We start from the raw sequence: 21,473 nt of genomic DNA on the forward strand, positions 1-21,473 counted from the left end.
TCAGCCAAACAAGCCGTGCAAAAACCAGCGCGGCGCGGCGTCTTCTCCGCTGCCGGCGATGCGTTCGCGGTAGACCCAGTAATGGGCGTGGTCGAGGCCTTCCGCAATAAAATAATCGCGCGCCTGCGACTGCCCCCACCAGCCCGCCTCGATGCGCTCGGCAACGGACACCATTTTCAGGGGCGAGCCATAGAAGGGCCGGTGCTCGCGCATCAGGAGGGCGATGGGCTGGGCCAGCAGCCAGGCGGGACGGGGCATGCCGGGCAAGCCGGGCGGCAAGTCGGGCGCCGCGCTTTTCCCGCCGCCCCTGGCGGGCAGCGGCAGCCACCGGTTGGCCGCCTCGGGGCGGTAATCGGCGCGCGGCGCGGCCTGCAGGACATTGTCCATGCCCAGGCGCGCCACCAGCAATTCCAGCAGGCGCTGGCGCTCCTGCGGCGTGCCGCCCGGCTCCGGGAACAGGCTGTCGCTGGGCGGCGCCATCGGCTGCACCTGCAGCGCTTCCAGGGTGAGGCCGATCACGGGCGCGTCCAGCGCCAGCTGCGCCAGGCGCTCCTTGAGCAAACGCAACAGATGCTCGTCGCGCCAGACCGCCTCGCCCAGGACCAGCTCGATGACGGTGGGCGGACGCGCCACCCTGCCCCGCTCGTGCGCCAGCAGCAGCTGTATGCGCTCGACGGCGAATTGCCGCGCGCACAGCCAGCCCGTCATCTGCTGCAGCAGGCGGCGCGCGCCGAACAGCAGCGCGTCGGCGTGCTCGACGCGGTCGAACAGTTCCAGGCTGGCGCGGAACGTGGGCGGCGCCTCGAGCCACACGAACAGTTCCGCGCCGTGGCCATGCGCGTCGTCGAGCATGTCGAGCAAGGCTGTGCCGCAACGGCGCTGCAAGCCGGGCCGGGGCAAGTGGCGCAGCTGCCCCAGAGTGCGGCAGCCGATGCCGTCCAGCCAGTCCAGCCAGGGGCGCGCGGGCGGCAGCAGGGCGCACGGCAGGCCGTCGAGACGGCGCACCAGGCTGTCCATGCTCAATGTCCGGCCCCGGCGCGTGGCGGCGCGCGCCAGCAGCCAGGCGCCGCGCGCCGTGGGGGCGCACGACAGCTGGGCCGTGTAGCCGAGCGCGCGCAAGCTGGCTGCGATGTGCCGGCACAGGGCGCGCACGCCGCCGAACAGGCGCAGGCTGGCGCCCGCGTCGACGAGCAGGGTCGCTTCCTCGCCCTGCGCCACCAGCGGCGAATATTGCAGCAGCGCCAGCGCCACCGCCTGCAGGGCCTGCGCTTCCAGCTCGGGCGAGCGTTCGTGCAGGCGCGCCTGCGGCGCCAGCATCAGCGCGCCCGCGCGGCGCATGCCGGGCCGGATGCCGGCCGCCCGCGCCAGCGGCGACAGGGCCATCACTTGCTCCTGCTCCAGCACCACGCCGAGGCTGTCAGCCGACCAGCGCGGGCAAAACACTTCGAGCGGGAGCCGGGGCAGGTACAGGCCGATCCAGAGTCGCATGGCGCAGCAATAATGAAGGAGGTTGCAGGGGCAGGAACAGGGGCGCGTCGCGCTGCGGTCCCCGGCGCTTGATGAAGCCGATCTCGATGCCGCCGGCGGCCGGGCGCACGGACAGGCGCAAGGGCGCGGGCGACGCATCCTGCGCGCCGTGCAAGGGGCGCAGCATGCAGAACAGGGTGTTGCCCGACTGCGCCGCCAGGTGCAGCCGGCGCAGGCTGTCGGCGCGCACGTGCGATTGCCAGAACAGCAGGGCGCCGCATGTGCCGCTGCGCAAGATGTTTTCCGCCGCCCACAAGGCATCGTTGCTGCCGGCGCTCTTGAGCCACAGCAATTGCGACGGCGCCAGGCCCTGCGCGGCCAGGGCCAGCGCCTGCGGCGGATGGGGCGGCTGCAGCAGCACGATGGGCAAGCCCGGCAGCTGCGCCAGCGCGGGCGCCAGCAGCCGCAATTCGCCGCTGCCCGGCTGCTGCACCAGCAGATCGATGAGGCTGCCGCTGGGCCAGCCGCCGCCGGGCAGCTGCGCCGACAGGGCGGCAAAGCCCGTGTCCAGGCAGCGCGCGGCGCCCTGGCCCAGCTGCGATGCGCGCCATAAAGACGGGTGCAAGGCTTCCGGCGACGCCATCAATTGGGAATGTTGCATAATTGAATATGAAGATGAATACTGTATGCATATACAGTACTATCCAGCCCTGCTTTTGGCAAGGCTTATCTGCCAGAGAGCGTGCCCGGGGCCGCTCCGCCACGTCCGAAAAACCCCGTTTCCCGCATCGATTGCTGTACCATAAGCACTCTCCTTACCGCTCGGCAATGCACCGGGCGGCTTCCTCCGTCCATAAGGAAACGCATTTGACCACCATCCAACTCATCAGCGCCATCGTCTTCGGCCTTGCGCTCATCCACACCTTCGCCGCCAAGTCGTTTGAAACATTATCGCGGCGCCACCCCCGCCATGCGGGCCTGCTGCACCTGCTGGGCGAAGTGGAAGTCGTGTTCGGCTTCTGGGCCTTCATCCTGATCATCATCATGGCCTTTGTCTCGGGCAGCGATGCGGCCATCGAATATGCGGAGTCGCGCCATTACACGGAGCCGCTGTTCGTCTTCGTCGTCATGGTCGTGGCCGCCTCGCGCCCCGTGCTCGACGCCGTGCAGCGCCTGCTGAAAGGCGTGGCGCGCGTGATGCCGCTGCGCACGGAACTGGCCCTCGTCTGGCTGGGCCTGGCGCTCGTGCCCCTGACGGGCTCCCTGATCACGGAACCGGCCGCCATGACCCTGGCCGCGCTGATGCTGGCGCCGCAAATCTTCCGTCCGGGCATCCCTGAATGGCTGAAATACGGCGCCTTGGGCGTGCTGTTTGTCAACGTTTCCATCGGCGGCACCCTCACCTCATATGCGGCGCCGCCCGTGCTGATGGTGGCCACCACATGGAACTGGGACAGCGCCTACATGGCCAGCCATTTCGGCTGGAAGGCCGCCATCGCCGTGCTGGTCAATGCCACGGGCGTGAGCATATTGCTGCGCAAATACCTGCACAGCAACACCTCCGACATCAAGCCGAAGGCCGGTGAAGTGGAAGCGCCGAAAGTGCCGCTGGCCGTCAGCCTCGTGCACATGATCGTGCTGGCCGGCGTCGTGACCCTGGCGCATCATCCCGTGCTGTTCATCGGCCTGTTCCTGTTCTTCCTCGGCTTCGTGCAGGCGTATGAGCGTTATCAAAGCCCGCTGATCCTCAAGGAAGGTTTGCTGGTCGGCTTCTTCCTCGGCGGCCTGGTGGTACTGGGCGGCATGCAGCAATGGTGGCTGCAGCCCATCGTCTCGAGCCTGAAGCCGCTGGCCCTGTTCTTCGGCGCCCTGGGCTTGACGGCGATCACGGACAATGCGGCCCTCACCTACCTCGGTTCGCTGATCGTCGGCATGACGGACGAAGCGAAATACATGCTGATGGCCGGCGCCGTGGCCGGCGGCGGCCTGACCGTCATCGCCAATGCGCCGAACCCGGCCGGCGTGGCCCTGCTGCGTCGCGGCTTCAAGGATGAATCGATCGGCGCCGTCGGCCTGCTGGCGGGCGCCCTGCTGCCGACGGCCGTGGCGGGCCTGGCCTTCCTGGCCCTGTAAGCACCCTCGCGGGGCGGCTGCCTGCCGCCCCGGCTCTCCCTCAGTTCCCCTCTCAGTTACCCTCATACACGAGGAAATGCAGCCGGTCATAGAACAGGCTGTAGGCATAGTCGAATGTGCCCACGCTGCGAAAGCCCTTGTGCAGATACACTTGCAGCGCCTCGCTCTTTTCCCACACCGTCAGGGTGATGCGCGCACAGCCCTTGCGGCCGGCCAGGTCGCGGATTTCATGGAACATTTGCCGGAACAAGCCCTGGCCCCGGTATTTTTCGTCGATGGCCAGGCTGCTGACGAAACAGTCGTCGGCGCGCGCATGCGCGAGCACGAAGGCGTCATACGCATCGTCGAGCGCCTTCATGTCGTCGCGGTAATAGGACACGGCGCCGCAAGCCTGGAATTCGGCCATCGTCGCAGCCGTGAAGAAGCCGACGAAGCGCCCGTCCTCGTCATGCAGGCCGTGGATGTGCGCCAGGTAGGGATCGATATTCTGCCGCCGCTGCAATTCGACGAACTGCAGATTGAGTTTATTGCCAAACGAGCAGTATTCGAGATAACTGGTGGCAAACAGCAGTTTCGCCATGCGGTTCTTCGTCTCGTCACCCAGCAGTTCGCCCGCCACCAGCTTGAGCGGCGCATGCGACAGCAGGCCCGCCTGCGCCTCGTCACCTGGCGGGGCAGCCTCGCTGGCGGCCGGCATGCGGCTGCCGTGGCGGCCCACGGTGGGGCGCCAGAAATTGCCGGCGGCAATGTGCTGCGAACGGCGGGCCAGCAGGTAGCGGCAAAAGACGTCGTTCACGCGGTCCAGCAGCGGGTCGTCCGACAGCACCGAGTAATAGTGAAAGTGGTCGATATCCGCCCGCAGCTGGGCCGCATACGCCATGCGCGGCACTTCCTCGATGTCGAACACGTCGACGATATTGGGCAAGATCAAAGGCTCGTCGAGCTGCCAGCCGATGTCATCGAGCCGGGCCACGCAGCGCGCATACGCGCGGCGCTCCTCGTCGCTCAAGGGGATGTGCATGCCGGTGATGATATCGTCCAGCAAGCGCATGCCGCGGATGCCGCCCGCCACCGCTTCGCGCGCGCCGTCATACAGCACGCAGTAGCGCTGGTAGAACTCGGCGTGGCTGAGCACGGTCACGCCCAGGTTTTTCTTCCATTCGGCATAGAACTGGCCGAACAGCTGCGCCTCGAACTGCGGGCAGGCACGGGGAATCTGCGCAGCGATGCCCGCATAGGCGAGATTCACATTGCGCTGGATCACACGCAGCGCCGCATCGTTCTTCTTGGCGATCAGCATGCCCGTTTCATCGAGAAACAGATTCATCCAGCTGACGTGCCGGCGCTCTTCGCTGTCATCATCCCGGTGCTGGAAATAGTCGGGCACTTCCGGCTTCATCAGGAAAATCGTCGCCGGATTGTGGGGGATGGTATCGACATCCATGTAGATGCCGCCGTATTCGCACATGATGAGGATGCGGAAATAATCGGACAGGGTGGCGAAGTAGCGCTGCGCATGCAGGGTATCGAGGATGTCGAAGCGGGCCGGCGCGAAGTCCAGCGCCAGCGCGCGCAGCGAGTTGATGTGCAGGGTGGTGCCGCCGATGGCGTAGCGGCCTATCGTGTAGCGCCCGGCGCCGCCCGTGGGGCTGAAGCGTTCGTCATTGCGCAGCTGCTGCGCATCCCAGGCCCACAGGATGGAGACATACGGCGCGCCGCCGTTGTGCCGCACCTCGTCGAGCGCCGCGCCCCACTGCTGTATTGCCTCGGCGGCGATGGCCGGCAGCGGCCCGCCCATCCAGATGCGGTGCAGGTAGCGCTCGTCGTCACCCAGGGCGCGCGTGGGGATGCAGCTGAGCGAGGAACAGCTTGCCGCATTGAAATGATTGAAGTTCAGGGCGACGAAGCTGCGCAGGGCGGCGATGCCCTCCCGGTGTTCCGCAGCCAATTGTTCCAGATCAATGCCGGGGGGGCGGACGTCGGCCAGCGTGATGTAATCGAGTTTCAGCCGGTGGATGCGGAACTCGTATTCCAGGTTGAAAATCTTTGCTTGATCGTGTTTTGAGGCCAGGTCATCTATTTTCATGGGCGCACCATTTTCCGCAGGAGAGTGTCAATAAACGTCGCAGGAGGTAAAACAAGGTCGGGAACACGCGCATCGTTGCGCCATCAGTGCCGGGCCAGCCGCACCCCGCTTTCCCGGCGCCCCGCCATGCCCCGCGTAAACAACAGCAGGCAGGCGGCGATGACCACGATGACGGGGATATTGAGCAGCGCATAGGTTTCCAGCGCATAGCCGAAGCGCTGGCACAGCACGTTGTACAGCTGCAGCCAGGCGGACAGATAAATGCAGTACAGCAAGCTCATGGCGGCCGTCGTCAGTGTCATCGATTCCTTGCTGGCCGTGATCGCGCTGCGTATCAGGGCGCCGTTGAACAGGCCGAAGCCGATGGAATAGACAAACATGCAAGCGGCAAACACATCGACGTGATGGCGGCCCGCGCCCGCCCCCAGCATGCCGGCGGCCGCGACCAGCCCGCCCAGGCGCAGCAGATGCACGAGCGGAAAATCCTGGCGCAGGCGCTGGATGGCGATGCTGCTGAGGACGAAGCCCGATAAAATCACGCATTGCAGCGCGATATAGGTGGCGTAGGAGGCGCCCATTTCCTGCAGCACGAAGATGGGCGAGAAGCCGATCCAGGCCGTCAGGGGCACGGTGGCCAGCCCGGCCGTGAACATGCCGAACATGAAGCGCCCGTTGCTGAAAATGGCGGCATAGCTGCGCACGATGGCGGCAAGGTCCAGGCGCGTGAGCGTGGGCGCCGTGCGCGGCATGGTCTTGGACAGGCCCAGCAGGGACAGCAGCGCCAGCAGGCCCGAGAGGAAAAACACGAAGCGCCAGTCCAGCCGGCTGATGATGGCGCTGCCGAGGATGGGGCCGGCCAGGGGCGCGAGGATGGTGGTGCTCGACAGAATGCTGCTGAGCTTGACGGCGGCCATGTCGTCGAACAGTTCATGGATCATGGCATAGCCGACGAAGATGAAGCAGCAGCCCATGCCCTGGATGAAGCGCACGGCGAGAAATTGCTCGATGGAAGCGGCAAACGGCACGGCCAAGGTGGCCAGCAGGAACAAGGTATTGCCGGTAAGCACGAGCTTGCGCTTGCCGATGGTATCGGCCAAAGGCCCGAGGAAAATCTGCAGCGAACTGCCGCCCAGCAGATACAGGCTCAGGGACAGGGGGACGAACTTTTCCTCCGCCTGGAACTCCTCGACGATGCCCAGCATCGCCGGCATGATCATGTCATTGGACAGATAGATATTCAGTTCGAACACGAGAAAAAACGCAAAAAACCACAGCAACTGCTTGGACTTGATGGACATGGCGCGTTCCGTAACGTGGGTGGCTGCCGTCAGTGCGTGCCAGCCGTCGGGGCATGGGACGGCGGACACGGCTTCACACTGAAAACGTGTACCAATTGTATACCAGTTAGGGTTTTTATCGCCTGTTTTTGTGATTTTTAAATACCGCAACAATACCACTTATGCGAAATCACCGGCATGGCGATATGCGCCTGCGGGGCTGAAAAAGGTGCGCCAGGCGCGCCGGCGCGGCCCTGCGGCGGGCGGACGGGCCCTGTGGGGAATCGAAGAACGATGCGTACCAGTGCCTGCCGCGCCGTTGCGGCGCGCCGGCCTAGCGGCGGCGGTGGCCGGCGAAGAAGTCGAGCAGCAGCTTGCTGGCGTCGGGCCTGGCCTTGTCGTTGAACGGCAGGCTGGCATCGCCGCCGCTCCACGCATGCGCGAGGTGCTCGACCTGCGCCACGCGCAGCAGCACCTCCTTACCCACCTGATAATCGTGCAGCGCATACGCATGGGCCGGATTGCGCCCGCCCGCCGCGCCGCCGGGCAGGCGCTGCGCCGTCACCAGGGTGTCGGCGGGCATGCGGTTCACGCGCACGCTCTGGCGCACCAGCTGCGTCTGGTTGACGGGCCGCACCACCTTGTCGGCCAGTCCCTGCAGCAGGATGGTGGGCAGGCGGGGGAACGCGGGCTGGCGCGCCAGCACTTCATCGATGGCCGCGTCGGCGCGGGCGGCGGCGCCATGCTGCATCACCTGCAGGGCGCCGATCAGATTATGCCCGGCGCCAAACACGGGGCCCGAATGCAGGCCCAGCGCGGCGAACAGATGGGGATGGTTCAGGGCCACGATATGCGCCATGCCGGCGCCGGCGGAAATGCCGCAGATGTAGATGCGCGCGCGGTCGATCGCATAACGGGCCGCCACCTGCTCGATGGCGCCGACGATCAGGCGCACGTCGCCGCCGCCCTCCTGCGTCAGCTTGTCGTACCACTTCCAGCAGCGACGCGCATGCGCGCGCAGCGATTGCTGCGGATACAGCACGGCATAGCCCTTGCGCTCGGCCAGGCGGTTCATGCGCGTGCCTTCGGCAAACTGCGTGGCGCTCTGCTCGCAGCCGTGCAGCATCACCAGCAGCGGCCGGCCCCGGCTGCGCATGGCGGCGCTGGGCGCCTTTTCGGGCAGGTATAAAAAATACGGCAGGCGACGGCCCGGCAACTGTCCCAGTTCCGGCAGGGGCGCATAGTGGGCGGCGAGCCACTTGCCCGGCGGGGGCGCCGTTCGCTTGCGCACGCGCGGCGGCGACAGGGGCGTGGCAAACGGCGCCAGCGCGGGCACGGCCTCGCCGACGGGCCTGACGCGCGGCGCAGTCCTGGTCTTGGCCTTGGTGTTGACCACGGTCTTGGCCACGGGCTTGCTGCGGACTTTGGCCCTGGGCTTGGCCGGCACGGGGCCGAACAGCACCTTGGCCAGCCGGGTCGCCGTGCGCTGCTGCGCTTTGCCGGCGCGCAGCAGCCCGCGCAGCCACTTGGTGGCGGGCTTCACCATGGTGCGTGGCGCGCGTGTCGTGGTGGAGCGTACCGCAACTTCTTCCCATTGCATCGTTGCATCGTCAGCATGCGCGGCCTCCTCCGTAGAATGCATAGAGTACCGCAATTGGGCCACGGCACCGTACGTTTGCGCACGGATAAAAGTGCCCCTGGCACCATTGAGGCAGATCAAACGTGACCCTGGGCGTATGCTTACGCTAGGTGTTCGACCAGCACTTCACCAGAGGAGAGAACACCATGAGCTACCTGGACCGCGACATCCTGGGCATGTACCGCAACCACGACGGCCCCGGGCCAGCCCTGATGGGGGCCGATACCCTGATCGGGGACGAAGTCTACAATCACAACGACGAGGAATTGGGCGATATCAAGGAAATCATGCTTGACATGCGCACGGGCCAGATCGCCTACGCCGTGCTGTCCTTCGGCGGCATCCTGGGCATGGGCGACAAGCTGTTTGCCGTGCCCTGGGAACGCCTGACCCTGGACACCGTCAACAAGCGCTTCCTGCTGAACGTGGACAAAAGCCAGCTGAAAGACGCGCCCGGCTTCGACAAGAACAACTGGCCCGACATGGGCAGCGACGCCTGGAACCAGCAGATGGAAGCCTTCTATGGCAGCGGCACGCGCTACGGCAGCATGGCGGGCAGCCGCATGCAGTCCGGCAGCGAGCTGCGCGGCGGCGCCAGCCTGCAATCGGGCAGCGAAGGCAACCTGTCCGGCTCCTCCATGAGCGGCAGCCGCGCCGGCACCAGCAGCCAGAGCGGCTCGCGCTCATCGCTCAGCGATGATGGGCGCGACGAGCGTAGTTGATGGAGCAGTAAGGCAAACCCGACAGACAAGGGCCGGGGTCGTACCCTGAAGGTACGACCCCAGTATTTGCTTGGGACTTAGCAAGCTAGCGCTGCATCGATTCCCATACCTTCTGCAAACGCTTGGCAGAAACGGGCATCGGCGTGCGCAATTCCTGTGCGAACAAGGACACGCGCAGTTCCTCCAGCATCCAGCGGAAATCGACCAGTTTCGGGTCCGTGTTCTTGCCGGCCTGGCGGTCCTTGGCCTGGCGCAAGTACGGCGCGGCGGCCGATTGCCATTCGGCCATCAACTTGGTGTCGCGGGCGGGATCGGCGCGCAGTTTTTCCAGCCGTACATTGATCGCCTTCAAATAGCGGGGGAAATGCGCGAGCTGCGTGTACTCATTTTCCGTCAGGAAGCGCTTATGCACGAGTCCCTGCAGCTGCGCCTGGATATCCGTGGCCGCCGCTGCGGGAATGTTTTGCAGCCGCTTCGGCAAGCCGTGGAATTCCGTCAGCACTTGCGACAGCAACCGGGCGATTTCATTGACCAGCAGGACCAGGCGCGACTTGCCTTCCGCCTGGCGCTTGGCAAACGAGGCGGCGTCCAGCGGCAGCGGATCTTGCAAGCAAGCAATATCGAGCGCCTTGTTGATGATTTGCTCGCGCAGCTCTTCCTGCGAGCCCAGGGCCATGAATTGCATGCCCATCTGCTGCAGGCCAGGGATGCTTTTCTCGACGTACTTGATCTGCTCCTTCATCTGCAGCGCAAATAAACGGCGCAAGCCGACCTTGTGCGTGCGGGCGGCCACGGTCGGGTCGTCAAACACTTCCAGGTCGCAATGCGTGCCCTTGTCGACAAGGGCCGGGAAACCGATCAAGGTCAGCTTGCCCTGCACGATTTCGAGCAGCTCCGGCAATTCGCCGAAGGTCCAGGCCGTCAAACCCATGTGCTGCGAGACGGTGGCATTGCCTGACGCCGTCGCAGCAGCGGCTGTTCCCTTGGCCGGCGCGCCGCCCCTGGCGTTGGCGGCGGTGTTCTGCGCTTGCGCCTGCAGCCGCGACGCCACTTGCGCGCCCGCCACCTTGGCACCGGGCGTGCCCGCACCGGAGACGCCCGACACTTCGGCCAGCTTCTGGAAGCTCTGGCGCGCCTGGCCGCCGAATTCCGCCTGCAGGGTGGCCAGGTTGCGGCCCATGTCCAGCTGGCGGCCATGCTCGTCGATCACCTTGAAATTCATGAAGTGATGGGCCGGCAGGGTTTCCGGCTTGAAATCCGTCGTCAGCACGTTGATCGTGATCTGCGTGCGGATGTCGAGGATGATGGCGTCGACCAGGTCGCCGCGGCCGAACACGCCCGCTTCATGCACGCGCTCGCAGAATTTCGCCGCGTAATCGGGCAGCGGCACGCAGTGGCGGCGCAGCTTTTGCGGCAAGGATTTCAATAGCAGATGCACTTTTTCCTTCAGCATGCCCGGCACCAGCCATTCGCAGCGCTCGCGCGGCAGCTGGTTCAAGGCATACAGGGGCACGCTCAAGGTCACGCCATCGCGCACGCTGCCCGGCTCGAAGTGATACGTCAAGCCCATTTCCAGGCCCGTCATGGACATGGTTTTCGGGAACAGGTCCGTCGTCACGCCGGCCGCCTCGTGGCGCATCAGCTCTTCGCGGTTCAGGTACAGCAGCTTCGGATTCTCGCGCGTGGCTTCCTTGTGCCATTTCTCGAAGCCGGCGCCATTGCACACGTCCGCCGGCAGCAGCTGGTCGTAGAAGGCGGCGATCAGTTCATCGTCGACCAGCACGTCCAGTCGGCGCGATTTATGTTCAAGGTTTTCGATATCCTTGATCAGCTTATGATTGTGCGCAAAGAACGGCGCGCGCGTGTCGAAGTCGCCGCCGACGAGGGCGTCGCGGATGAATATCTCTCGCGCTTCCGGCAAGTTGAAATTGCCGTAGTTGATGCGCCGCTGGCTGTACACCACCAGCCCATATAAAGTCGCCCGTTCGGACGCCGTCACCTGCGCCGAACGTTTTTCCCAGCGCGGCTCGCCCCACGATTTCTTCAGCAGGTGCTCGCCCACCTTTTCCAGCCACTCGGGCTGGATCTGCGCCACGCAGCGCGCGTACAGGCGCGTCGTGTCGACCAGCTCGGCCGCCATGATCCACTTGCCCGGCTTTTTCAGCAGCGAGGAACCGGGCCAGATGTGGAACTTGATGCCGCGCGCGCCCAGATAGCCCGCGCCCGGCTCGTCCTCGCCCTTGAAGCCGATATTGCCCAGCAAGCCGGTCAGCAGGGCCATGTGCAGATTATCATAGGTGGCGGGCGCTTCGTTCAGGCGCCAGCCCTGTTCCTTGACGATGGTCAACAACTGCGAGTGCACGTCGCGCCATTCGCGCAAACGCATCTGCGACAGGAAATTCGTGCGGCAATTATCCTGCAGCTGGCGGTTGGTTTTCTTGTGCTCGATGGCGGACTCGAACCAGCGCCAGATTTTCAGATAGCTCAAGAATTCCGACTTTTCATCGGCAAATTTCTTGTGCGCCTCGTCGGCCGCCTGCTGGTGTTCCATCGGGCGGTCGCGCGGGTCCTGCACGGACAACGCGGAGGCGACGATCAGCACTTCCGTCAGACACGCGTTATCGAGCGCGGCCAAAATCATGCGGCCCACGCGCGGGTCCAGCGGCAGCTTGGCCAGCTTGTTGCCCAGCGGCGTGAGTTTATTGACTTCATCGACGGCGCCGAGTTCCTGCAGCAATTGATAACCGTCGGCGATGGCGCGCGCCAGCGGCGGCTCGATGAAGGGGAAGGTTTCCACGTCCGTCAGGTGCAGCGACTTCATGCGCAGGATGACGGCGGCCAAGGAGGAGCGCAGGATTTCCGGCTCCGTGAATTTCGGCCGCAGCAAATAATCCTGCTCTTCATACAGGCGGATGCAGACGCCGTCGGCCACGCGGCCGCAACGGCCGGCGCGCTGGTTGGCGGCCGACTGGGCGATCGGCTCGACCTGCAGCTGCTCGACCTTGTTGCGGTAGCTGTAGCGTTTCACGCGCGCCAGGCCCGCATCGACCACGTAGCGGATGCCGGGCACGGTCAGCGAGGTTTCCGCCACGTTGGTGGCCAGCACGATGCGGCGCGCATTGCTGGTCTTGAAGACGCGTTCCTGCTCCTCGGCCGACAGGCGGGCGAACAGGGGCAGGATTTCCACGTGCGGCGGGTGGTGCTTGCGCAGCGCTTCGGCGCAGTCGCGGATTTCGCGCTCGCCCGGCAGGAACACCAGCACGTCGCCCGAGCCGATGCGGCACAGCTCTTCCACGCCATCGACGACGGCGTCCATCAGGTCGCGCTTTTCACGGGCGGCGGCCGTGCGCTGGCCGGGCTTGTCGGCATTGCTGCCTGCACCCGGCATGGCCACCTGCTCGCGTTCCACGGGGCGGTAGCGCACTTCCACCTGGTACAAACGGCCCGACACTTCGATCACGGGCGCCGGCTTTTCCGGCGTGCCGAAATGGCGCGCGAAGCGCTCGGCGTCGATGGTGGCCGAGGTGATGATGATTTTCAGGTCGGGCCGGCGCGGCAGCAGCTGCTTCAGATAGCCAAGCAGGAAATCGATGTTCAGGCTGCGTTCGTGCGCTTCATCGATGATGATGGTGTCGTAGTTTTTCAACAAGGGGTCGGTCTGCGTCTCGGCCAGCAGGATGCCGTCCGTCATCAGCTTGACGGAGGCGCCCTTCGTCAGCGTGTCGGCAAAGCGGACCTTGAAGCCCACGGTCTCGCCCAGCGGCGTGCCCAGTTCCTGCGCGATGCGCTTGGCCGTCGACGAGGCGGCGATGCGGCGCGGCTGCGTGTGGCCGATCAGGCCCTTCTGTCCCCGTCCCAGTTCCAGGCAAATCTTCGGCAGCTGCGTCGTCTTGCCCGATCCCGTCTCGCCCGAGACGATGATGACCTGGTTTTCCGTCAGGGCCCTGGCGATTTCTTCGCGCCGGCCCGAGACGGGCAAGTCCTCCGGATAGGTAATCGGCGGCAGCGGATTGCGGAAGGCCTTTTCCGCCTCGCGCGCGGCACGGGCAGCGTCGCGGCTTTCGCGGCTGGCCTGGTCATTGCGCGGCGCCTGCCCCTCGCGCGGCGGACGCGCGGCCTGGGGCTTGCCCTCTCCCGCGCGCTGCTGCTGTTGCTGTTTCTGCTGTTCCGCGCGCGGCGGCTGCGGCCTTTGCTGGCTCACGGGCGGGCGCTGGCGGCCCGGCGCAGGCGCGGCGGCAGGCGTGGCAACACCGCCGCTGGCGGGCACAATTGCAACGGTGGACGGAGGGGAAGACTTATTGCTGGCTGAAGACATTGTTTTTTTACAGGTATTTTAAGCGCGCACATCGCGCAGCGAATTATAATGCGCTTAATGGAAAACCCTACCCAATTCGTCCAATGGCTGCGCTCAGTCGCGCCCTACATCCACGCCTTTCGCGGCAAGACCTTCGTGGTCGCCTTCCCCGGTGAACTCGTCAGCGCCGGGGCGCTGCAGGTGCTGGCCCATGATTTGTCCCTGCTGCATGCGCTGGACATCAATGTCACCGTCGTCTACGGCTCGCGTCCGCAGGTGGCGGAACAACTGGCCCTGCGCAATGTCGAAGGCCGCTTCCACAACGGCGTGCGCATCACGGATATTGCCGCGCTGGAATGCGCAAAGGAAGCGGCCGGCGAGCTGCGCCTCGATATCGAGGCCGCGTTCAGCCAGGGCTTGCCGAACACGCCCATGTCGCATGCGGCCATCCGTATCATTTCAGGCAACTTCATCACGGCGCGCCCGCTGGGCGTGATCGATGGCGTGGACCTGGAACTGACGGGCATCACGCGCAAGGTCGATGCTGAAACCATCCACTCCATCCTCGGTTCGGACGGCCTGGTGCTGCTCTCGCCGCTGGGCTTCTCGCCCACGGGCGAAGCGTTCAACCTGACGATGGAAGACGTGGCGTGCAGCGCCGCCATCGCCCTGCACGCCGATAAATTGATCTTCATCACGGAAACACCGATGATGGAAGACGCCACGGGCGTGGAAATCCGCGAACTGTCGTCGCACCAGGCCGAAGCCGTGCTGATGGCCGGCTTCCTGCCGGACGCCACGGCGTTCTACCTGAAACATTGCGTCAAGGCTTGCCACAACGGCGTCGAGCGCTCGCACATCGTGCCGTTCTCGATGGACGGTTCGGCCCTGCTGGAATTGTTTACCCATGATGGCGTGGGCACCATGATCAGCCATGAAAACCTGGAAAGCCTGCGCCAGGCCACCATCGAGGACGTGGGCGGCATCATCAAACTGATCGAACCGCTGGAAGCGGACGGCACTTTGGTGAAGCGGGGCCGCGAGCTGATCGAGCGCGAAATCGATTATTTCTCCGTCATCGAGCATGACGGCGTGATCTTCGGCTGCGCCGCCCTGTACCCCTTCCCCGCGCAAAAGATGGCGGAAATGGCATGCTTGACCGTCAACCCGGAAGTGCAGGCCCAGGGCGACGGCGAGCGCATCCTGAAACACATGGAAAACCGCGCGCGCGCCGCCGGCCTGAACAAACTGTTCGTGCTGACCACGCGCACCTCGCACTGGTTCAAGAAGCGGGGCTTCGTGCCGGCCACGGTCGACGATCTGCCGAAAGACCGCCAGCACATGTATAACTGGCAACGCAAGTCGCAGGTGCTGATCAAGACCCTGTAATCGGCATCGCTGAAAACGCAAAAAGCCTGGCATTGCCAGGCTTTTTGCATTGCAGACAAGGGCAGCCGATGGCTTACCTTACCCAGCCTGCCTGGAACAGCAGGCGCGTGCGCGATGCCGATTCGCTGCTCGGCACGCCGCCCGCCGTGCGGTGCACCAGTTGCAGGTTGAGCAGGATGCCGCCAGCCATGGCGCTCAAGCCCAGGCCGATATCGCCCAGCTTGCGCGAGGCGGCGACGCCGGCCGGCGCGGCGACCGACCTGGCCCAGCCATAGTCGCTAAAGATGCTGCCGCTCAGCTGCGCCGTGCCGCCGCCCGCCAGCGGCCGGGCCAGTTCGGCGCGCAGCAGCGCCGCATGGTCGCCACTGAGTTCGCCGATCGGATACGCGGCCACGCCACCGTCGCCGGAAATGCTCATGCGCTCGACGCCATCGAGGCTTTTATTGTTCAGCGACGCCTGCGCCTTGACGCTGGTGGTCAGCAGGAATTGCGACGGCAGCATGCTGACGCGCGACGCCGCCAGATTCAGCCTGGCATAGCCGCCCTGCGTATCGGCACCGGCCGCATCGAGCGCTTCGGCAGCCGCTTCCTTGAAGTGCAGGCGCCCCACCGTCAGGCTGGCGCTGCTCTGGCTCAAGCCATCCCAGCCCAGCAGGGCATGCATACGCCGGTCCGCGATGCTGGCGCTGATGCTGCTCAACTGCTTGCCCACCGAGGTGCGGGTGGCACCGATTTCATCCTTTAAATCCTTGTACGCCACGCCCAGGCCCGCTTCCACCGTGTGCTCGCGGGTACGCTTGAGCGGCTTACTCAGGAGCAAGTCCACGCCGTTGGCGTTGCCGGAGGCGTCAAGCGCGGCATACACGTCGCTGAGTTCATAGGTAGTGCGGCTGAGCGCCCCTTCGAGGCGGGCGCCATCCGTGCCCAGCAACATCGAATAGCCAAGACGGCCATTCAGCAAGCCACTGTTGCGCGTGGCCATGCTGCTGGCCGACAGGCGGTCGCCGCGGCCGCTGGGCGAATTCCAGTCGGCATTGAAACGCAGGCGCTGCTTGCCCGTGTACGTAGAGCCATAGTTATCCAGCAACACGTAGCCGCCCCAGGCGGGCGTGGCCTCGGTGCGGATGGCGAAATCCGAGGTGCCGACCTGCTCGCCCGGCATCACGTCAGCCTGCACCACCTTGACGCCAGGCGTGTCATTGATGATCAACATTGCCCGTTCCAGGGTATCGAGCGACACGACATCGTGCCGCTTGGCCTGGTCCAGCAAACCTTGCACGACGCTATCGTGCACGCGCGAAGTATTGCTGAGGATAAATTTTCCGTATTGCCCCTCCACCACGCGAATGATCAACTTGCCATCAGTCAATTCCTGCGCCGGAATATAGGCGCGCGCCACAAAGTAGCCGCTGGCGCGGTAATGGCGCGTGATACGGGTGGCCATCTCTTCGAGCTGGGCCAGGGTCAGCATCTGGCCCAGCTGCGGCTGCAGCAGCGCCAGCAGGGTGGCGCTGTCGATGGCGTGGTTGCCCTCCAGCACGAACTGCGTCACCCTGACCTTGCTGGCGGCATCGCCGCTCAAGGCCTGCAGCGGTGGCGCGGCCGGCACGCCGCCCAGCGCAGGCAGGGACGGCGGCGGCGTCACCGGCGGCGGCACCGGCTGGCTCTGGCGCACGACGTCGCCGATGGTCGGTACCTGCTGGGCCTGCGCCATGGCGGTCGCGCCCAGGGCCAGGCCCAGCGCCAGCGACATGGCCGTGCGTTGGCCTGCCGCCCGGCGGGCGGTGGAGACGATGGCGGTACGGATAAGCATGCTCATTATTGGGCCTTCACGACAAACAGCAACTGCTCCACGCCATCGGGCAGCTTGACGCCGCCATTGACGATCTCCATCAGGGAATTGCGGCTGACGGGCAAGCGCAATGGCTGCGATCCGCCATTGCCTTGGGCGCCGGCTGGCTGCAGCAGGCGCTGGGTTTGCGCCAGGGTAAGACTTTCGCTCGTCTCGTTCGCGCCGGGGCTGTACAGCACGCTCAGCGGCGCATTCGCGCCAAAGGCGGCGCCCAGCGGCACGGCGCTGCTATTCACGGTGGGCGCAACGGCTACGAACGGGATCAACTCACTTTGCAACGACAGGCCGGCATCGCGCAAGACCTCGCGCTTGCCGGGGACGCTGGTGCGGGAGACCTCGCCTATGGTGCTGGCCAGGCTCGCCCTGGACGCTTCCGGCGTTTCCGGCTCCAGCGGGAGGATCTCCACGGTGCCGCTGGCATTCGCGCCGGCCAGCGTGTAATTGCTGTTGGACACAGTCAAGCCCGACAAGCCGACGATGGATTGCTTGCCCGCCTCCTTGGAAGACAGCGTCGCCTTGCCGCCCAGGACGGCGCTGTCGCCGGCCAGCACGCCGTTCAAGGCCAGCAAATTGGCGGCCGCATCCGCGGTATCGTCAAACGCCCGGCTTGCGCCTGTGACTGCCGCCACATTGATGGGCAGGGCCGTGATGGCCACGCTGCCGGCAGGCAGCGCACCGTCCAGCATGTAGTTGCCATTGTCCAGGCTCAAGGTACCCAGGCCGGTAATGGCTTGCGCACCGACATCCTTGCCTGCCAGCACCGCGTTGCCGCGCAGGCTGGCAGTATCGCCCGCCAGCACGCCGCCCAGGTTCAGCAGGCCGGCGCCCGCATTCACGCTGCCGTCGTAGCGGCGCGTGGCGCCGCCAGCCGCATTCACGCTGAGCGCGCGCGGCGTCACCAGCACGCTGGCGCCCAGACTGGCAGACGAGAATGTGTAATTGCTATTGTCCAGGATCAAGTCCGCATAGCCGGCCAGCGCCTGCGTGCCGGCGTTGCGCGACGCCAGGGTCGCCGTGCCGCTCAGGTTGACGGCGTCGCCAGCGAGCACATTCGTGATCTGCAGCAAACTGGCGTTGAGCTTGCTGGTCGCATCGTATTCCTTGCTGCCCAGGCCGGCAAGATGCACTTCCAGCGCATGGATGGTCGCCGCCAAATTGACGGTCGGCGTGGACAACATGTAATTGCTGGCCAGGCCCGCGTTGGCGCCGCTGCCGTCACCCACCAGCAAGCTGGCCGCCACCGTGCGGGCGCCGGCGTTGGCGCTGTCGAAGGTGCCGCTGGCCGACAGCGACAGGTTTTCGCCATTGACCAGGCCCACCAGGGTGCCGGCGTTGATGCTGGCCGCGTTCGTGCGGTCATACGTCTTGTTGGCGGCGCCGATGCCGGCAATGGTCAGCACGGCCGGCGTGATCGACAGGGCGCCCATGCTGTAGGTGATGTCATAATCGCTCAGCTTGCCATAGCCGGCGCCCAGGGTCGGCGTGAACAGGCTGGCGCCGTAATTGAGCGTGCCGACGGAGGTCGTGGGCAGCAAGGCCGCACTCCAGTCGACGCCGCTCACGCACGCCAGGTTGTTGTCGCAGCCGCTCACCGTCCAGCCGCCTGCCAGGACCGGATTGGCCCCGCCATAGGTTTTCGACAGGGCCGGGTTATTCAGCGTGATGGTGATCGGGTCGACGTAGCCAAACGTGCGCAAGACGGGATAGCCGTCATTGAGCGTTGCCTTGCGTCCCCATACCCCGCTGTGGAAGGTGAAATCCCAGTTGCTGGTGATAAATGTATTGCTATCTTTCATTTGCGCCGTGGTCTTGCCCGTGCCGTCGCCACTGCTGTTCTGCCCGCTGGTTTGCGTGTCCCAGAAACTGTTGCTGACGCCGCCGATGCTGACGCCCATCAAACCGCCCACGCCCGCGCCCGGGCTGCTCACGAGGCCGGTCGAGTAGCTCTTGTCGACGGTGCCCAGGTTGTTGCCGATCAAACCGCCCACATAATTGCCGCTGGTACTGACGGCGCTGCGGGAATAGGTATTGACGACGTTGTTGCCATAATTTAAGCCAATCAGGCCGCCCACATTGTCGCCGCTGGCGTTGACGGTACCGCTCGCATAACTGGTATTGACTTCATTATCCGGCGTGGCGGTGCCGCCGGCGGCGTTACTGAGGCCGATCAAGCCGCCCACCGTGCTCGTGCCGGTGACGGCGCCGCTGGCGTAGCTGCCGCTGACCTTGCCGTTATCGTTTTTGCCGACCAGGCCGCCCGTATTGGCGGTGCCGGTCACGGTGGCGGTGGCGTAGCTGCCGGTGACTCTGCCGCTATTGTTATTGCCGACCAGGCCGCCCGTGTCGCCCTTGCCATTGACGATGCCGCCGGCATGGCTGTTGACGATGTAGCCGTAATCGTTTTGCCCGACCAGGCCGCCAGTCCAGATGCCGGCCGTATTCGTCACCGTGGCGTTGGCATAGCTGTTGGCCAGGGTGATGTGGTACGCCAGGTAACCGGCCAGCCCGCCGACGTTATTGCCCTGCGAATTGACCGTGCCGTCGAAATGCAGGCGGGTGAGCGTGCCATCGAAGATCGCACCGATCAGGCCGCCCACATAACCGCCCGGCCCCGTCACGCTGCCCGCGGCATAGCTATTGTAGACGCTCCCCATGTTCAATCCGATCAACGCCCCCACGCCCTGATTGGCGCTGACCACCGCATTCGACATCGCCACGTTGCGCACCCGCCCGTTGTTGCTGCCAAACAGGCCAACATACGTGCCGGACGGCTGGGTGATGCGCAAGCCGCTGACGGTATGACCCAGGCCGTCGAACACGCCGGAGAGGGATAAGGGAGCGAAGCCGGCGCCGCCGTTCCAGCCGCTGGTGGCGCTGGCGTCGATATTGCCGGCCAGTGCATAGTGGCCGCCGGCGCCGCCGTTGATGCCCTGCAAATCGAGGCTGCTGGTGCTGCCGGCGCTGCCCAGCGCATTGATCAGGGTATAGCCGATGTTATTGATCGTCAGCAACCCCGTACCGGCGCGGTCGACATCGATGCGGCCCTTGAAGACGCCGGCGTCATCGATACCCACCAGCACATTCTTGCTCGTATTAAACGTCGGGCTGCCGGGATTGAAGTTGTAGCCTGTCTTCAGGTTCAAGGTCGAACTGCCAGTGGCGCTCATGACGGCGTTGACATTGATGTCGCCATGCGCTTCCAGGGTCAGCTGGTTGGCGTTCCAGGCCAGCGGCGCGTTGACGTGGATATCGCCCGCTTCGCTGCCGGCCGCTTGCGTCTGGATCGTGACATTGCCGGCAGCCAGCGCCGCTTGCAGGGTATAGACGCCGATGCCGCTCGCGCCTTGCGCGGCGCTGCCGCTGCCGATCGTGAAATCGGTGGGATCGATCAGCCAGGAGCCGCTGCGGCCCGCAACGGCGCTGCTGTCGACGCGCGTGCCGTCAGCCACGCGCAGCACCGGCCCCGACGTTTCGATGAAGCCGCCATTGCCGCCCTGCGGCGCGCTGGCATCGAGCTTGCCGGCCACTTCCACGGCGCCGCCTTCGCCCAGCAGGAAAATCCGCCCGCCGCGCTCGTTGATGGTGCGCGCGCGCACTTCGCCCGTGTTGTTGACGACGGTATTCAACAGGCCGTCGGCGCCTTTCGCCGTCAGCACCACCAGGCCGCCATCGGCGTGCACGGCGTTGCCATTGGCGACCAGCGCGGCCAGAGCCGCCTCATCGACGGCCACGCCCACCAGCGCGCCGCCGTCGAAAGTCAGGCTGACCTTGTTGCCGGCCGCCAACGCCACCGTCCCCAGCCTGGCGCTGATCACGCCGTCATTGCGCACATGCGCGCCCAATAACGCGATGTAGCCGCCATCCCTGGCGTTCAGACTGCCCAGATTGCGGACGGCGCCGCCCTTGCCGGTGAAACTGGTCTTGCCTGCCAGAAAATCGGCATCGCCGAGATTGAGCGTGCTCGCTACCAGGCCCGCCGTATCGACTCTGGCGCCCTTGCCGAACAGCACGCCATTCGGATTCAAAATGAACAGCTGGCCATTCGCGTTCAGCGCGCCGTCGATGACCGAGCCTTCATTGCCCCGGACCCGGTTCAAGGTCACGGCAGCGGCATTCGGCTGCACGAAATTGACCCTGGCATCCTTGCCGATCGAAAAACTGTTCCACTCGATGGCCGCCTTGCCGCTGGCCTGGGTCACGGTCATGGCCGCGCCCTGCTGGCCGACATGCGCCTGTCCCGCCGTCACCACGGCGCCGCTGGGCAAGGCCGTGGCGGCAAGGTCCGCCGCCTGCGCCGCGCCGCCCAGCATCACGCCGCTCAGCACGCTGGCCAGCAGCGCCCCCGTCGTGCCGGAGCGCTTGCCCCCGCTGCCGGCATGTTCTGCCACGACCATGACTGCGTTGCGGCGGCGGTTCCATACCGTGCGATGAATTCGATTCATATGATGTTCCGATCTGACGTGATGACACCGGGCTTGCCAGGACTTTTCGGCAAAAGCAATTAATGGCATTATAAAATGCTGCAAGTAAGCAATTTCGACAAATTCTCCCCATCGGGCGTTAACACAACACGCATGCCAAACAACAGCGTCCGCTGCCGCTGCAGGCAAAAAA

11 protein-coding genes are annotated in these 21,473 nt (G+C 65.2%); 3 read left to right on the top strand and 8 right to left on the bottom strand.

Translation table 11 applies throughout. The features are described 5' to 3' along the window. Both AC07VI_RS01200 and imuA read right to left on the bottom strand, forming a co-directional pair. Positions 1 to 1,488, bottom strand: a complete 1,488-nt coding sequence (locus AC07VI_RS01200) for a Y-family DNA polymerase (protein WP_086144025.1) — start codon at positions 1,486 to 1,488, stop codon at positions 1 to 3. Beyond that, positions 1,418 to 2,128, bottom strand: coding sequence for a translesion DNA synthesis-associated protein ImuA (gene imuA, locus AC07VI_RS01205; protein ID WP_086144024.1), 711 nt, complete (start codon positions 2,126 to 2,128; stop codon positions 1,418 to 1,420). Before imuA ends, AC07VI_RS01200 begins: the two co-directional genes overlap by 71 nt. A gap of 206 nt (positions 2,129 to 2,334) precedes the next feature. Here imuA and AC07VI_RS01210 point away from each other — a divergent pair, with 206 nt between their 5' ends. After that, positions 2,335 to 3,600: a putative Na+/H+ antiporter gene (locus AC07VI_RS01210; protein WP_076568055.1), complete on the top strand. Its 1,266-nt coding sequence runs from the start codon at positions 2,335 to 2,337 to the stop codon at positions 3,598 to 3,600. A 52-nt stretch (positions 3,601 to 3,652) separates the two neighbouring features. Here AC07VI_RS01210 and AC07VI_RS01215 read toward each other — a convergent pair whose 3' ends face one another. The 3 genes from AC07VI_RS01215 to AC07VI_RS01225 all read right to left on the bottom strand — a co-directional run bounded on the left by AC07VI_RS01215 (position 3,653) and on the right by AC07VI_RS01225 (position 8,563). Continuing rightward, positions 3,653 to 5,686 (bottom strand): GNAT family N-acetyltransferase, encoded by a 2,034-nt coding sequence (locus tag AC07VI_RS01215; RefSeq protein WP_099375028.1) that lies wholly within the window; start codon positions 5,684 to 5,686, stop codon positions 3,653 to 3,655. 83 nt (positions 5,687 to 5,769) lie between these two features. After that, complete coding sequence (locus AC07VI_RS01220; RefSeq protein ID WP_086144022.1) at positions 5,770 to 6,984, bottom strand: MFS transporter; 1,215 nt, start codon at positions 6,982 to 6,984, stop codon at positions 5,770 to 5,772. Positions 6,985 to 7,297: 313 nt separating this feature from the next. Beyond that, positions 7,298 to 8,563, bottom strand: coding sequence for an extracellular catalytic domain type 1 short-chain-length polyhydroxyalkanoate depolymerase (locus AC07VI_RS01225; protein ID WP_492995426.1), 1,266 nt, complete (start codon positions 8,561 to 8,563; stop codon positions 7,298 to 7,300). A 185-nt stretch (positions 8,564 to 8,748) separates the two neighbouring features. Here AC07VI_RS01225 and AC07VI_RS01230 point away from each other — a divergent pair, with 185 nt between their 5' ends. Further along, the gene (locus tag AC07VI_RS01230) at positions 8,749 to 9,324 is read left to right on the top strand and encodes a PRC-barrel domain-containing protein (protein WP_099375026.1); all 576 of its coding nucleotides are present in this window, start codon (positions 8,749 to 8,751) and stop codon (positions 9,322 to 9,324) included. Positions 9,325 to 9,409: 85 nt separating this feature from the next. Here AC07VI_RS01230 and hrpA read toward each other — a convergent pair whose 3' ends face one another. Next, positions 9,410 to 13,639 carry an ATP-dependent RNA helicase HrpA gene (hrpA, locus tag AC07VI_RS01235; protein WP_492995429.1) on the bottom strand — a complete coding sequence of 1,410 codons (4,230 nt, stop codon included), beginning with the start codon at positions 13,637 to 13,639 and terminating at the stop codon, positions 9,410 to 9,412. Positions 13,640 to 13,696: 57 nt separating this feature from the next. On the opposite strand from hrpA, the gene argA reads away from it, so the two are divergent. Continuing rightward, positions 13,697 to 15,007, top strand: a complete 1,311-nt coding sequence (gene argA, locus AC07VI_RS01240; protein ID WP_046685875.1) for an amino-acid N-acetyltransferase — start codon at positions 13,697 to 13,699, stop codon at positions 15,005 to 15,007. 73 nt (positions 15,008 to 15,080) lie between these two features. On the opposite strand, the gene AC07VI_RS01245 is transcribed toward argA, so the two are convergent. Both AC07VI_RS01245 and AC07VI_RS01250 read right to left on the bottom strand, forming a co-directional pair. Beyond that, the gene (locus tag AC07VI_RS01245) at positions 15,081 to 16,826 is read right to left on the bottom strand and encodes a ShlB/FhaC/HecB family hemolysin secretion/activation protein (protein ID WP_492995431.1); all 1,746 of its coding nucleotides are present in this window, start codon (positions 16,824 to 16,826) and stop codon (positions 15,081 to 15,083) included. Beyond that, positions 16,826 to 21,301 carry a two-partner secretion domain-containing protein gene (locus AC07VI_RS01250; RefSeq protein ID WP_492995433.1) on the bottom strand — a complete coding sequence of 1,492 codons (4,476 nt, stop codon included), beginning with the start codon at positions 21,299 to 21,301 and terminating at the stop codon, positions 16,826 to 16,828. The genes AC07VI_RS01245 and AC07VI_RS01250 overlap by 1 nt, the downstream gene beginning before the upstream one ends. Positions 21,302 to 21,473 lie beyond the last annotated feature (172 nt).

This window comes from Janthinobacterium sp. GW821-FHT03A03 (assembly GCF_059421435.1).